This is a genomic window from Pseudoalteromonas sp. 19-MNA-CIBAN-0066, assembly GCF_040308705.1.
Classification (GTDB): Bacteria; Pseudomonadota; Gammaproteobacteria; order Enterobacterales; family Alteromonadaceae; genus Pseudoalteromonas; species Pseudoalteromonas nigrifaciens.
Window position 1 is genome coordinate 158131 of the sequence record NZ_JBEONZ010000001.1, and the last position, 13011, is coordinate 171141.

At 38.8% G+C, this 13011-nt stretch carries 11 protein-coding genes; 6 read left to right on the forward strand and 5 right to left on the reverse strand.

Annotated features, from left to right (window positions below):
* Positions 1 to 2712, reverse strand: a complete 2712-nt coding sequence (locus AAEZ18_RS00715; protein ID WP_350593891.1) for a bifunctional glycoside hydrolase/polysaccharide deacetylase family protein — start codon at positions 2710 to 2712, stop codon at positions 1 to 3.
* Positions 2713 to 3213: 501 nt separating this feature from the next.
* On the opposite strand from AAEZ18_RS00715, the gene AAEZ18_RS00720 reads away from it, so the two are divergent.
* The 3 genes from AAEZ18_RS00720 to AAEZ18_RS00730 all read left to right on the forward strand — a co-directional run bounded on the left by AAEZ18_RS00720 (position 3214) and on the right by AAEZ18_RS00730 (position 7881).
* Positions 3214 to 4881, forward strand: coding sequence for a methyl-accepting chemotaxis protein (locus AAEZ18_RS00720; RefSeq protein ID WP_182677765.1), 1668 nt, complete (start codon positions 3214 to 3216; stop codon positions 4879 to 4881).
* A gap of 543 nt (positions 4882 to 5424) precedes the next feature.
* Positions 5425 to 6777 carry a magnesium transporter gene (locus AAEZ18_RS00725; protein WP_350593889.1) on the forward strand — a complete coding sequence of 451 codons (1353 nt, stop codon included), beginning with the start codon at positions 5425 to 5427 and terminating at the stop codon, positions 6775 to 6777.
* Positions 6778 to 6819: 42 nt separating this feature from the next.
* A complete protein-coding gene (locus tag AAEZ18_RS00730) occupies positions 6820 to 7881 on the forward strand; it encodes a DUF21 domain-containing protein (protein WP_350593886.1) in 1062 nt (353 codons plus the stop codon).
* 18 nt (positions 7882 to 7899) lie between these two features.
* Here the strand turns inward: AAEZ18_RS00730 and AAEZ18_RS00735 are convergent, their stop codons facing one another.
* The 4 genes from AAEZ18_RS00735 to AAEZ18_RS00750 all read right to left on the reverse strand — a co-directional run bounded on the left by AAEZ18_RS00735 (position 7900) and on the right by AAEZ18_RS00750 (position 10713).
* Entirely contained in the window at positions 7900 to 8727 is an 828-nt protein-coding gene (locus tag AAEZ18_RS00735; protein ID WP_350593884.1) for a mechanosensitive ion channel family protein, read from the reverse strand.
* Positions 8728 to 8764: 37 nt separating this feature from the next.
* A complete protein-coding gene (locus AAEZ18_RS00740) occupies positions 8765 to 9508 on the reverse strand; it encodes an LrgB family protein (protein ID WP_350593883.1) in 744 nt (247 codons plus the stop codon).
* Positions 9501 to 9854 carry a CidA/LrgA family protein gene (locus tag AAEZ18_RS00745; RefSeq protein WP_350593881.1) on the reverse strand — a complete coding sequence of 118 codons (354 nt, stop codon included), beginning with the start codon at positions 9852 to 9854 and terminating at the stop codon, positions 9501 to 9503. The genes AAEZ18_RS00740 and AAEZ18_RS00745 overlap by 8 nt, the downstream gene beginning before the upstream one ends.
* A 67-nt stretch (positions 9855 to 9921) precedes the next feature.
* On the reverse strand, positions 9922 to 10713 hold the full coding sequence (locus AAEZ18_RS00750; RefSeq protein ID WP_089367841.1) for a crotonase/enoyl-CoA hydratase family protein: 792 nt from the start codon (positions 10711 to 10713) through the stop codon (positions 9922 to 9924).
* A 548-nt stretch (positions 10714 to 11261) separates the two neighbouring features.
* On the opposite strand from AAEZ18_RS00750, the gene AAEZ18_RS00755 reads away from it, so the two are divergent.
* The 3 genes from AAEZ18_RS00755 (at position 11262) to AAEZ18_RS00765 (ending at position 12966) form a co-directional block, all read left to right on the forward strand.
* Positions 11262 to 11582, forward strand: coding sequence for an HI1450 family dsDNA-mimic protein (locus tag AAEZ18_RS00755; protein WP_011327414.1), 321 nt, complete (start codon positions 11262 to 11264; stop codon positions 11580 to 11582).
* 79 nt (positions 11583 to 11661) lie between these two features.
* On the forward strand, positions 11662 to 12444 hold the full coding sequence (locus AAEZ18_RS00760) for a DUF481 domain-containing protein (protein WP_086995029.1): 783 nt from the start codon (positions 11662 to 11664) through the stop codon (positions 12442 to 12444).
* 45 nt (positions 12445 to 12489) lie between these two features.
* A complete protein-coding gene (locus tag AAEZ18_RS00765) occupies positions 12490 to 12966 on the forward strand; it encodes a hypothetical protein (RefSeq protein ID WP_086995032.1) in 477 nt (158 codons plus the stop codon).
* Positions 12967 to 13011 lie beyond the last annotated feature (45 nt).

The window sequence follows — 13011 nt, forward strand, 5'->3', positions numbered from 1 at the left end:
TTAAACCCCTGCGTTGCAGTTAAGATAACCAAAAAAGTCACCTGCTGGTATTTTAAATTGTGTAATATCGCCGCGTGTAAGGCCTTTGTATCGCTCACCTAAATGAGAAACAAATACGCAAGCACGTGCATTGATTAAATCAAGCGTTGCCGGTACCCAAGCCGTAAAGCTTACTGGGCCATTTACTTGCCAATTATCAATAATGACATTAGCAGAGGCTAAATAGGGGGCTTTATTTTCTTTACTATGATCAAAACTAAGTTGTGCAATATTATTCACTACATGCACATAGTCACCTTTTTGGGTAACTCCAGCCACGCCACTACTTTGGGAAATATTTGGCATGTCAAAAACATCTGGAACGCGTAGGGTTTTAATATCTTTAGAGCTAAATAACCATTGACCATCGCTATTTTTTGCTAAGGCTGAAAAGTAAAAGTCTTTTGCTACTTTAGCGTAATGACTTAAATGCACTGGGGTGTTTGGTCTTGCCAAAACATAATCAATATTATGCTTTAGTGCATCAAGGCCGGCAGGGACTTCACCCGAGTAAAAATGAAAATATATAGTGTAGGGTTTTAATCTGTATGGTTTTTCGGTTATTTCGAAGGTTTCGGTTAAGCGTTTAAAACCGTAATAAGGGCCATGCCATAAGTTTGTGTATACGTTTTCATTTAATATTGGCGCGTAAATTTGATACAACAAATCGCGCTCAGGTCGGCCAATAGGCGATACATGCGTTAGGCTTGGGTTATCTGCATTTACGTCGGTATTACCGCCATTTACATTAAGCACTCCGGCATCACGTGCCAACTCAAGTGCTTTAGGCCCTGGGGTTGCATCGCCTGACCATAGCATAATCACAGTTTTTTTATTTGCTGGGGCTAGTTTGTCATTTATATATTTAATGGAATCGGTAATTTCTTTTTCTAAACTAATGGTGTTGTAGCCGGGTATATCTAGCTTTAAACCATAATCAGTATCTTCCTCGTCTATATCTTTACGCCCGGCTAGTGCCGTCCAAAAATATGGATGGCTGTAAGTATGCGAAGCAATTTCAACATAAGGAAGTTTAAATATATCCCGAGCAATGCGCTCAAGCTTAGGGCTCATTTTTGAGTGTAAACCGCCGGGCTCAATATCGGCTTGAATAATAGATGAGGTTAAAGGTAGTTTATAGTGCTTAATTATTTTGTCGAGAATGACCTCGGCTGAATAAGGCTTTTTTGCAAAATGCGCAACACTGGTAAACCCATCGCCATCTATATGTATGGTTAACATGCGCCGACCACTTTGTGTAGTGGTGTCGGGTACTAAAATAGGTTCCAGGCCCATTGCTTTTGTGAGTAAGGTACGAGGATCTGTTACCCACTTGCTACCTTCCATAGGTAAGGTGTCTATTAACCATGGAGCCACCACTAGCGCACCATATTTGGTTTTAGTGCCTTGTACTAGCGATGTGCCATCGGCTGCTTTTATACTAATCAGCGCTTTTGAATTAGCGGCTAATTTAAGAAAGTACGGGTTAGTTACAACTGGCGGTATGCTTGATTCACCTTTTAGCCAAGGGGTAAAACTCTCCAGCTCATAAGGGCCTAAAGGTGTAACACCTAACGGCTCGGCTCCAAGGCTCAACATTAACTTATTTGCTGATGAGGGGAGTTCACCTAAAATTAGTTCAGGCACTACACCTAAGTTTGCTTCAAGCCAATTAGTAATAGTTGGTGTGTAAAAGGTATCAAAACTAGTCCACGAAATAATACCGGCGTGCAAGCTTGGGTCAACTGCAGGTAGAGCGCGTTTGGCTACATTAATATAATCGGGAATATAACCTAAATACTCAATCATAGTAGCAAGGTTTAAATGTACTGTAGTGTATATAAGCGGTTCAATATTACTGTTGTACGGAATTAAGATACGACGTGGAACTGGGGCTATATTAGATGTTCCCCATGTTTGTAAGTGGCCATCAGTTACCCAAGGAGTATAACCGGCATTAATAATTTTTTGCGCCATAGCAAGGCGTTGCTTAGGTTTTGCATAATCAATTACTTGTACATTAAAACCAAGGTCTTGCGCTTTATGAAGTTGAGCATTTAACCATGCTTGATCATTTTTATTGGTTAACTTATAGCTGTTATCTAGCGGGTTAAAGTGGCTAAATAACCCTTCAGCAACCAGATCGTTAGCTCTACCTTTAAGTTGCGGTAAAAGCTCAAAACCACGATTAAGAATGAGTTGTTTATTAAAGGTGTTTGATAACTGCTCTATAATAAAAACTAAACCCGCTTGCTGGGCGCTTTTATTATGTTTTTTGTCTAATAGCTGGTAGCTATCAAGGGTATCTAAAAATAAGCCATTAAAGCCACGTGCCTTTAGTGATAGCGCACTATTTTGTATATGTTGTTGCCACTGCGCTGCAGTTAAGTCGCTAATATGGCTATTCCAATTAGGATTAACACTAAGTGAGGACTCACTTTTTGAAAACGACTCGCCAACACTTAAATAAGCATAAACAGCAATATTACGCTGTTTGAGCCAGTTCAGCTCGTGCTTGGTTATTAGCTCGGGTTGCACTACTACACGCGAATAAAAAGTCATTTCAGCTAAGGGCATAGGTGCAGAGTAATAAAAAGCGATACTATTATTAGTCTCAGGTTTAGCAGTTACATTTGCGGTGATAAATAGCAGTATAAAAAATAAATACTTCATTAACCCTTCGTTTTAATTAATAAATAGCCAAGGTGCAATTAGAATAATTGTACCTGATTTGTTATAGGAATTTAGTATTAATACTTTAATTATATGTTACAAAAAGCAAAAAAACTAAACAAATTTAAATTGTTTATATTGTAAGTAGCATTTTATGTTGTGCTTGCTCATCATTGCGGCAATTAATTAAATATTTTACCTGTATTAGGTGTTTTGCTTACTTTAAAGGCTATTAATTATACTAGAGTAAGTTGCAACTTTATTACTATTCAGCTTAGGTTTATTAATGACAATGGCGTCTTTTTGTATTAAACCAAAGTAACTACGACTATAATCACTAGCCATTAGTTATACTTTTAAGTAAGTACCTACCTAAATTAAATAGACTTAGCCGTTTATGTGATGAAGGGGGGCTAGAGTAAATTATAAATTTTGCAGCGACTAAGTTACAAAATAAGAGTAGGGCTTTTACAGCTTGCAATGTGTTTATTTGGAGAAGAAATGAGTAATTTAAGCTTGAAAAGCAAATTGTTACTACTAGCTATTTTGCCGCTAATATTATTATTGGTCAGCTTTTTATCAAGTTCGTACTATTTAGAAATGCAAAGTCAGCAGCACAGCTTTGACACTTTTAAAAGTAAGTTATTAAAAGATAAACAAACGCTATTAAAAACTGAAATTGAAATTGGTAGTCAAGTAGTACAGCACCAGCTTGCAAATGGCACTGAGCAAGATGCTAAAAATGCATTAAGAAAACTAACCTTTGGCGAAGACGGCTATTTCTTTATTTATGACACTAATGGCGTGAGTGTTTTTCATGCCATGTTAGGTGATGCGATAGAAGGGCAAAACAAAATAGCCATGACTGATCCCAATGGTAAAAAAATCATTGTGGGCTTACTTGCACAAGCACGCCAGGGTGGCGGAGCATTTACCTATCATTTTCAAAAACCAAATACCAACGGCTTAGTTGAAAAAATTGGTTATGCAGCGATGATCCCAGGAACCAACTGGATGCTAGGCACTGGCGCTTATATGGACGACATAGAAGCAGAGCTTGAAGGCTTTGAGCTATCTATGCAAAAAAGCATGAACGAAAAAGTAACCACCTTATTGATCATTGCGTTCTTTTGTTTGTTATTAACTATTGCGGGTGCTTTATTTGCTGCCAACCATATGCTTAAACCAATACAAAGAATGGTGCAAAGCCTTGATGACATAGCTAAAGGTGAAGGCGACTTAACTAGACGTTTAGAAATTGACAGCCACGACGAAATTGGCCAATTAGGTGAGTCGTTTAATATATTCGTGAGCAAACTGCACGGTATTATAGCCAGTGTGGTTGATGTAACTAACGATGTTAAAACAGCATCAGTAGATATAAATACGCAAACCTTGGTGATTGAAGATAAGTTATTAAAACATAATCATGAAACTGATTTAGTCGCGACCGCGATTACTGAAATGTCTGCAACCTCTCACGAAGTGGCGCAAAATACGACCCAAGTTGCGGTGTCAACTCAGGCAGCAACGCAAGAAGTAGCAAGAGCGCAAGAATGTGTTGATATATCTTTAAGTGAAGTATCAAACTTAATGGCCGAAATAAATACAGCTGCAGAACAGGTTGATTCATTAAGTGAGCAATCTAAAAAAATTAATAGTGTATTAAGTGTTATTGGTGGTATTGCAGAGCAAACAAATTTACTGGCACTTAACGCGGCAATTGAAGCGGCTCGTGCGGGTGAGCAGGGCAGAGGCTTTGCAGTAGTTGCTGATGAAGTAAGAAGCTTAGCAAGTCGTACCCAAGTAAGTACGTTAGAAATTAGCGAAATGCTTAGTGAGCTACATAACTTAGTTACTGCGGCGGTTAACGCTATGCAAGCAAGTCAGCAAAGCTGTAATCGCTCAGTTGAGTCATCACGTGCTATTTCAGAAAGCTTAGGCGCGGTTACTACATCGGTTACCACTATAAACGATATGAGTACCCAAATAGCAACAGCTGCAACAGAACAAAGTAGTGTAACCGAAGAAATAAACCGTAATGTTTTTGCTATTCAAGAAATTGTAAATGACCTAACAGAGTCAAGTAAAACAACGTCATCGGTAAGTTTACATTTAGCTGGTCGTGGTGAAAGCTTAGGCGAGTTGGTAGGGCAGTTTAAAATTTAAGACATATTTTTAAATTTAATCATTTATAAAGCCGTAATTTTTAGTTACGGCTTTTATTTTGCCTGCTGCAAAACATCCTTCCTAGTTAACCTGAGCTCCGGATAATAAACTTATCTCAAGCAGCTATTTTCAGCGCTAACTGCGTTGAATTTACTTGCAATAGGCCAGCTATTGACGCGTAAATTCGCCTTTTTTTCACTGAAAACCTCTGGCTAGAGAAAATAAAATTAAATATAAATACGATTCAATACGTTAGTAAATCTCTTAACCAGAGTTCAGGTTAGTTAATGAAGATGTATGAAATTGCCTACACTTAAGCATCTGAAATCATATCAAAAGTAAGTCGTGATTGTGCTTGTATAATTAAATTTAAAAAATAATAAAAAACATTAACCGCTGGTTATTTTTACGCATACAATGCGAAAAAAGCGGATGAGTTTGCATATTTTTTCAATATTTTATGCCCGCTACGTTACACTAATAGCAATACATACTAATAAGTGACTATTTATTAATATAACCTACTAAACTTTAAGGCTTAAGATGATTGAGTATCCGGTTGATAAACTACCCCAACTCATAAATGACTTATTACAGTGCGACACCACAGAGCGCAAAAATAAGTTATTAATAGACGCACAATTAACATTATCAACTGAGCATTTATCATTGCTTTTTGAAGCAATACCTAAAGAGCAGCGCCTTGAAATTTGGCAGTTGTTAGATGAAGACACGCAACACGAAATATTTGTTAATTTAAGCGATGACAGCACCTTATGGTTACTGCAAACTTTAGATGATAGCGAGGGTTTTAAACTATTAGACGAAGTTAATGTAGAAGAACTGCTTGAGCTTGAAGAAGTAATTCCTGAGCGATTTGTTGAGTATGCAAAAAAACAACTCGATGAAGCACAAACAAAGCAATATGAATTAGCGCAACAATACCCTTCTGAGCAAATAGGTCACTGGTTAGGTTTTGACTTTTTAAAAGTGTCTGAAAAGTTAACCGCGGGAGGCGCTAAAAAGTTACTCCATAAAGGGTTGCCGCAGTTCACAGAGGTTATTTATTTAGTGAGCCGTAAGGGCAGTTTAATTGGTGAAGTGGCAATTAATGATTTAATAAAAGCCAATGACAACGACAGTTTAATTACTTTAGCAAACCATGACTATGTATCGCTGCATGCAGATGATGATTTATACGAAGCTGCGGAAGTGGTTATTCATAGCGAAAAAATGGCAATGCCGGTTGTTAATGTTGATAACAAATTACTGGGCCGTTTAACCATTGCTTCAGCGTATGAGTTACGCCAAGAAATAACCGACGAGGCTGCCGCTAAAGCGGGTGGTCTGCGTGAAGACGAAGATTTATTTGCGAGTGTGCGAAAAAGTGCTAAAAACCGAGGTATTTGGTTAGGTATAAATTTGGCGACTGCATTTTTAGCCTCGTGGTTTATTGGCCTGTTTGGTGCAACTATAGAGCAAGTAGTGGCTTTAGCGGTATTAATGCCAATAGTAGCCTCTATGGGCGGAATTGCCGGGAGTCAAACGCTCACCGTTATTGTACGTGGCTTGGCACTTGGCCAGGTAACCGACTCTAACCGCGCAGCGCTACTTAAAAAAGAGCTAAGAGTGGGCGCGGTAAATGGTTTTGTATGGGCTTTTGTTATTGGCGCATTGACCTTTTTGTGGTTTAACGACGTTATGCTAAGTATTACTATTACCGTGGCTATTTTGCTTAACTTAGTTGCAGCATCGTTAGCCGGTGTAGTGATCCCTTCTATTTTAGATAAAATGAAAATAGATCCAGCGCTTTCGGGCTCAGTTATTTTAACTACAGTAACCGATATAGTTGGTTTTGTTACCTTTTTAGGTTTAGGTAGTTTGCTACTGTTATAGTGCCTTGTATCGCAAGGAACGCGTAAATAAATAGGAAAAACAATGACTTTTGATGTCATGATTTGGTGTGCTATTGCACTGTGTATTTCGCAGTCAGCAATATTTTCGGGTTTAAACTTGGCGTTTTCTTCGCTAAGTAGATTACAACTCGAAATGGAAAGTAGTAAAGGTAACGCCGCTGCGATAAAAGTAATGGCACTGCGTAACGATTCAAACTTTTTACTCTCGACTATTTTGTGGGGAAACGTAGGTATTAACGTACTGCTGACCTTACTTTCTGACTCGGTATTAATGGGTGCAAGTTCTTTTTTATTCTCAACTATTGCTATTACTATTATTGGCGAAATTACACCACAGGCGTATTTTTCACGTAATGCGTTAAAAATGGCCAGCATGTTGTCGCCGTTAATTAAGTTTTATCAATTACTGTTTTATGTCGTTGCTAAGCCTACAGGGCTAATACTCGATGCTTGGTTAGGCAAAGAAGGTATTACCTACTTTGCAGAGAGTGAGCTCAGAGGCATTATTCGTAAGCACATAGAAGCTGAAGAAGCCGATGTACAGCACGTAGAAGGTATTGGTGCACTTAACTTTTTTAGTTTAGATGAAATTAGTGTTACTCAAGAAGGCGAAGTGATAGATCCCGACTCAATCATAGCGTTACCAACCAAGCTTGATTTACCAATATTTCCTGAACTAACACTCAGTGCCGATAATGAATTTTTACGCAAACTGCACAAGTCTGGTTACAACTGGGTAATTATTACTAATCAGGCTGGTGATCCTTTGTTAGTGGTTGATGCGGATGGCTTTTTACGCGCAGCTTTGTTTGAGCCAGACACATTTGATCCGTACCACTTTTGCCACAGACCAATAATAGTGATCGATGAAAGTATGCGCTTAAGTGACGTTATTTTAAAAATTCGCGCCAGTCATTCATTAGACAAGTCATTCGATGGGGCAATTGAGCACGATGTAGTACTGGTATGGGGCGATGAAAAACGCATTATTACTGGGGCTGATATTTTTGGCCGATTACTAAAAGGTATGAGTGCGCCTAAACTTGAATTAAACCCCAGTATAGATAAACCTAAACCGCTTTAAACGGTTTAGGTTTATAAATTAATCACTTTTAATAATACTAACAATGCGCTGCGGTAAAGGTATTTCAATATTCGCTTTATTCATAGCGCTATAAACCCCACCATTAATAGCCAACTTGGTTTCGATTATTTTAGTGGTTGGTACCCAGTAGCGGTAGCTAATAGTTACGCCATTGTCGGCAAAGCGTTCTATACCAATTTGTGCATTGGGCACTTTAGCCACAAGCTCATGGCCATTCACAACATCTTCAATTAATTTAACAGCGGTATTTGAGCACGCGTTGTAAGCAATGGTTATTTCGCCTTTTACCAATGAAAACTTAAACGAGTTATGGAGTATTTCACCGAGAATATGCTTATTGGGTATGGTTATTTCTACCTTTTCTTCGTCAATAAGTACTGTATGCCCCAGCTCTATTATTTTAACTTGCCCGCTGACATTTTTAACTTCTATGGTGTCGCCAACCACAAAAGGGCGAGTAGCAATAATAGCAAGGCCAGCACCATAATTAGACAACATACCTTGCATTGCCAAACCCGCACCAAGCGACGCAGCACCAATAGCGGCCACGAAAGGGGTAACACTAATGCCTATTTTGCCCAGCGCAATAATAATGACAATTATTATGAGCAACACTTTAACTAGGTTACTCACAAAGTTAGTTAACGTGACGTCAATATTATGGCGAGCCATTAAATTAGCCACTACGTTGGCAAGCTTTTGCGCAACCCATAAGCCAATTAAGAGTATGAAAATAGCACCTACAATTTGCATGCTATAGGTAACTAAATACTCGGTAAGCATGGCGTAGTATTTTTCAAACTGTTCTATTTCTGGGCTGATCATATATGCTCTTAAGATGGCTGTTAAATATTTTTGCTAACTATAGCAAAGTGTTGACTAAGATTGGATATAAAAACGGTACTATTACAGCCGTTAAAAGCGCACTTAATGCCATGGCAACCGATGAAAATGCACCTATTTTAGGATGCTCAACCAATGCTGCTGCGGTGCCAATAGCGTGACAGGCAGTACCCATGGCAACGCCTTGCGCTTCATGGTTATAAATTTTAATTAGTTTAAAAAGTATAAAGCCAAATAAAGCACCCAATAAACCAATAAAAATAACCAAGGCAGCGGCGAGCGAGTCAATACCGCCTAATGACTCGGTTACAATTAGCGTTATAGGGGTTGTTACACTCAATGCTGCAACTGAGGCGCTAAGTTGTGTGGGTACAGCAAATATCATGCTGAGTAAAAAAGCCACTACAGTGGCGTTAATAACCCCTAAACTACAAGTGGTTACAATTAAGAGTAAGTTTTTACGTACATGAACAAACTGCTGATATAAAGGTAATGCTAGTGCCACAATAGCGGGCTCTAACAGCCAACTTAGTAATTGGCTGTGGCTAGCAAATTTAGTGTAAGGCAAGTTTAAATTAACCAAGAGTAAAGCAATAATAGCTATACTTAAAAATACAGGGTTAGTAAGTGATTTTAAAATAACATGCTTAACCCGCTGGTTAAGTAGCCTTAATAATAAAAACAGCGCAATAATAAACGGTACGCTAAGCCACCATAAATCTGGGGTTAGTTGTGTTGTTAGCGATTTTAGTTGCTCAGTCATTATTTACGCGTCCTTTAAAGTAGGCAATAACACTACTCACTAACAATAAGGTACTAATAGGGACTAGCAATACAATGGCAACTAAAAAAGGCCAATGCGACTTTATTAAGCCAAGGTGCTCAATAAAGCCAACCCCCGCAGGAATAAAAAAGATGGGCATAATATTTAAAATAGGTGAAGCGCAGGGCTTTAATTGATGCTCTTTTACTATGCCAGTTAACAGTAGCAGCAATAAAATAACCATTGCTAGTAAAGGCGCAGGAAAACTGCCGCCAATACTGTGCATAATGAATTTAGCCGCCGCTAAGCAGAGTAAAATAATTGCGCTACTTAACAAATATTTCATTAGAGAGCTCATTGGAAAGTCAGGAATTTAACTTTAACAAATCCCTGTTATTTATGCATGCATCATCTTACCAGCGTTTAGGGTTGGCATAATGAATATCGGTTTTACCCTTTGCTTTAGCAATTGCCTTTTTGGTATTTGGGCTAAGTAATAATCTAATTTGGCTAAAGGTTTCTTTGGCGAGTATGTTGCGTTGCTGAGTTTTATAGCTTTGCTGGGTAACGCGCTTAATTGCCGCCAGAGTGTCGGGGGAGCGGGCTAATAGTATTTCCAACATTTTTTGTGTGGCGGCCTCGGTGTCATCAGTTACTTGAGTGACCAAGCCAAGCTCTTTTGCTTGTAGTGCACTTATAGGATCAGCATGGCTGGCAAGCCATAGTGCTTGGTCGCGTTTTACTAAACCGCTCATTACAACATTAGCCCCCATATCTGGGCATAATCCCCAACGCGCTTCCATAATGGCAAATTGGGCATCGTGGTGCACTATTCTATAGTCAGCGCCGAGTGCTATTTGCAATCCACCGCCAAGGCAGTTGCCATTAATTTGTGCAATAACCGGCACGCTAAGCGATTGCCAACCCAACACTACCCGCTGGGCTAAATTTTTATTGCCAGGTAACCATTTAAATAATAATTTAATAATATTAAGCGGCGACGCCATAACTGCGGCTATATCTAACCCCGCGCAAAAGTGATCGCCATCGCCTTTTAAAACTACGGCGCGGATGCTGCGATCTTTTTTAAGCTTTTTTATTATTTTATTAAGCTCAACAAACATAGCAAAGCTTAAAGCATTTTGTTTTTGAGCTCTGCTTAGTGTGACAATTGCAATGCCTTGTTGTTTTTCTAACTTTATCATTTTGCACTCCTCTGACCTGTTGCCTGAGCTTATGATGTTATTTAAGTTAAGTAAAGTGAGCGTGGTTGATTAGGGTCTGTTTATCTTTCAAGGTTAAATTTGCAGCAGTGTGTTTGGTATTTAGGCAAGGCAGAGCCTATGTGGTGTGGTTATTCCCCATAAATAGGCGATAACGTAGCATCAATGCCAAACATGCGCTGCTCGAAGGGTTCTGCCTAGGGGCGATTGACTCTTTGTTGCCTACATGGATGTAGGTAAGGGGCGTGAGCAGGACGCGGAAGCTTTGCTCGGTTTTTACTTAGCCCACTAGGTTACAAACCTCGCGCCGTGATTAAATCGCCCCTAGTTTGAACAAATTTTAATCCGCAAAGGTCAACGGACCCTAAAATAAAATGAATTTATTACTCAGCGGCAGGTCTCAATTGATTGATTTTACTTATAACAATTAAGAGACTGAAGAAAGTCAGTTTTTTCAGCGTTTTTTTCTCAAAACAACGATAACTTTTGGTATTATGATCATACTTTAAAAGCTCAAAGGTTAACTACTCATGTCAGGCCCGCGTTTATACACAGAAGAAGAAGCAACTCATCAAGCGTACGATATTTTTTTAGAGTTGGCACCAAGCAACCTGAATGAGCAAGACGTTGAAACTTTTAATCAATACAGAGAAGAACTTGGTTTTATTGAAGAGGGCGAGCCCGATGAGCAATGGCAGGATTTTGTTGCTCTAGAAGTTGAAGCTGATCATTTTTTGCAGGTGTTAGTAGGCTTAGAATTTGAAAATGACGATGTATTATTCGCTAAAATTTTAATTAGCCGTGATAAAGACGCGCCTTTTTGTCACATTTTATGGAAAGAGACTGAGTAACTCAGTTTTAGTTAAAGTTGTTTTATGATCACCTACAAGAGAGAGTGTTTTGCGTAAGTTTTTATTCTTAATTTTTTTAATGGTTTGCCGCCCAAGTTGGGCTGTCGATCCTTTTGAAGATTTTCATGAATACGGACAACTCTCGGATGAAGAAATTCATGATTTACATAAAGGCGAAATGCTTTACGGCGACACCGAATTTGGTTTTATATTAAGTAAAGGCAATACTAATTCGACCAGTTTTAAACTCAAAGGTAACCTTTATCAAGATTTTGAAAGCTGGCGTAATCAATTTAAAATAGATTCTTTATACAAACGCGATCATAACGATGACACCGGAAAGTCTGATGTGACCGCTAACCGGGTGTTTATATCAGCGCAAGGTAACTACAAAGTAGGCGTTAAGAATTCCTCATTTTTTATTTATGGCGATTACGAAGAAGATAAATTTAGCGGTCTAGCGTTTAAAAGTACTGTAGCAACAGGTTATGGTGCGCGCGTTTACCAAGGCGTTAAAAATAAAGTTGATATTGATATAGGACCTGGTTTGTATCGCTCTGTGGCTGAGGAGCAGTCTGATGTTAGCGAAGATGATAAAAACAAAGTAGGTTATTTAGTGCGCTTTGCTATGCAATGGGAGCGGTTGGTTTCTGAGCGAACGCGCTTTAACCAAGATGTAAGTATAGAGCAGTCTTTGTCGGGGCTTAATTCACGATTAAAATCAGAAACAGCCTTGATCAGCCAAGTAATTGGTGGGGTATCACTTAAGTTTGCTTATATGTATCGTTATAATTCCAAACCTGAAGAAAATAAGCTCAAGTTTGACTCAGAGCTCAGCGCAACATTAGTTTATAGCTTTTAAGTTGTTTTATTTTTAATCGTATCGTTATTTAATTTTGAGAGTGTTATGTATCAGCATAAGCAGTATGCGCTATTTATATTTTTTGTATTAGCCTGGATTGGTGGCTTTGTAGCCCTTGCCTGGAATTTAATTGGGGCTGATGGCCCACTTATGGTGTTTGCCGGTATTTTAGTGCTGGTGGGTTTTTTGTTTCATGGCTTAACCGTAAAAGTAAATGACACTCATATTAGTTGGGCATTTGGTCCAGGTGTTGCTGGGCAAAGTATTGCACTTGCAGATATTGCAGAAGCTAAAGCGGTGCAAAACTCGTATCGTCATGGTATTGGTATTCGTATTACCCACGATGGCTGGATATATACAGTGTCTGGTTTTAGTGCTATTCAACTTACCCTTAAAGATGGCACTTTATACAGAGTGGGTACTAATGATCAGCAAGGCTTACTCACAGCGCTTGAAGGTAAAATAGCACCTGCAGAAACACTTAAAGCAGCTACCGATGATGCTAAACCTGCTGCGGTTTAAATGTAATTAAATTGAGTTTAGTAACAAAAAAAGCGCCTTAGGCGC

Excerpts from the sequence above, each read along its gene's own strand:
- AAEZ18_RS00715 (WP_350593891.1), bottom strand. The coding sequence starts at position 2,712 with ATGAAGTATTTATTTTTTATACTGCTATTTATCACCGCAAATGTAACT.
- AAEZ18_RS00720 (WP_182677765.1), top strand. The coding sequence starts at position 3,214 with ATGAGTAATTTAAGCTTGAAAAGCAAATTGTTACTACTAGCTATTTTG.
- AAEZ18_RS00725 (WP_350593889.1), top strand. The coding sequence starts at position 5,425 with ATGATTGAGTATCCGGTTGATAAACTACCCCAACTCATAAATGACTTA.
- AAEZ18_RS00730 (WP_350593886.1), top strand. The coding sequence starts at position 6,820 with ATGACTTTTGATGTCATGATTTGGTGTGCTATTGCACTGTGTATTTCG.
- AAEZ18_RS00735 (WP_350593884.1), bottom strand. The coding sequence starts at position 8,727 with ATGATCAGCCCAGAAATAGAACAGTTTGAAAAATACTACGCCATGCTT.
- AAEZ18_RS00740 (WP_350593883.1), bottom strand. The coding sequence starts at position 9,508 with ATGACTGAGCAACTAAAATCGCTAACAACACAACTAACCCCAGATTTA.
- AAEZ18_RS00745 (WP_350593881.1), bottom strand. The coding sequence starts at position 9,854 with ATGAAATATTTGTTAAGTAGCGCAATTATTTTACTCTGCTTAGCGGCG.
- AAEZ18_RS00750 (WP_089367841.1), bottom strand. The coding sequence starts at position 10,713 with ATGATAAAGTTAGAAAAACAACAAGGCATTGCAATTGTCACACTAAGC.
- AAEZ18_RS00755 (WP_011327414.1), top strand. The coding sequence starts at position 11,262 with ATGTCAGGCCCGCGTTTATACACAGAAGAAGAAGCAACTCATCAAGCG.
- AAEZ18_RS00760 (WP_086995029.1), top strand. The coding sequence starts at position 11,662 with ATGGTTTGCCGCCCAAGTTGGGCTGTCGATCCTTTTGAAGATTTTCAT.
- AAEZ18_RS00765 (WP_086995032.1), top strand. The coding sequence starts at position 12,490 with ATGTATCAGCATAAGCAGTATGCGCTATTTATATTTTTTGTATTAGCC.